Origin of the sequence: Intrasporangium chromatireducens Q5-1 (assembly GCF_000576575.1) — a bacterium.
Lineage (GTDB): Bacteria > Actinomycetota > Actinomycetes > Actinomycetales > Dermatophilaceae > Intrasporangium_A > Intrasporangium_A chromatireducens.
In genome coordinates, this window is the sequence record NZ_AWQS01000569.1 from 1 (window position 1) to 597 (window position 597).

Genomic DNA, 597 nt, shown 5'->3' on the forward strand with positions numbered 1-597 from the left:
GCCCCATCCGCAACCAAGGTGTCGCTCAACATCCCACCCGGACGACGTCGACGCCGAGCAGGCCGGGCACGACCTCGCGGTGTACCTGTGCGACTGGGTGGTCGCGAACTCGGACACCGCACGGTGGCACCTCGATCCCGGCCGTGGCATGTGCTACGTGGAGCTCCCGACTGGCGACTGGCTCGACCCCTACCGCTGGCTGGTGCAGTGCGTGGCCGGTCGCCAGGCCGCGGCGCGACGATTCGTCGAGAAGGCGCGGGAGCTCGGCGCGTAGCCGACTGCGGGCGCGGGATGGCGAAGCGGCGACCGAGTGGGGTTATCCATCGGACTCGCTCAGCGGCGGCGGGCATCGGTCCTGCCGTCGATGAAAGAAGTAGCCGCTCGCCAAGCACCTGACGGCCTGCCTGTAGCGGGGGACGTCGTGGGCAGGTGCCGCTGGGCCGCCCAAAATGCGTTGGCTGGCCATCGGGATTTTCGACTCGGAGGAAACTGCAAGCAGTGCGGCACCGACTGTACGCGGAAACCTTCACCAGCCTGTTGATCTTGGTCCTTTGGTTGTCGGTGATCGCGGTTGCGAGTGGTTGTCCGGGGACCTCT

1 protein-coding gene is annotated in these 597 nt (G+C 67.5%); it reads left to right on the forward strand.

Annotated features, from left to right (window positions below; genetic code table 11):
* Positions 1-274 (forward strand): hypothetical protein (locus N864_RS25825; protein ID WP_205621050.1); only part of this gene is annotated, 274 nt, incomplete at its 5' end.
* Positions 275-597 lie beyond the last annotated feature (323 nt).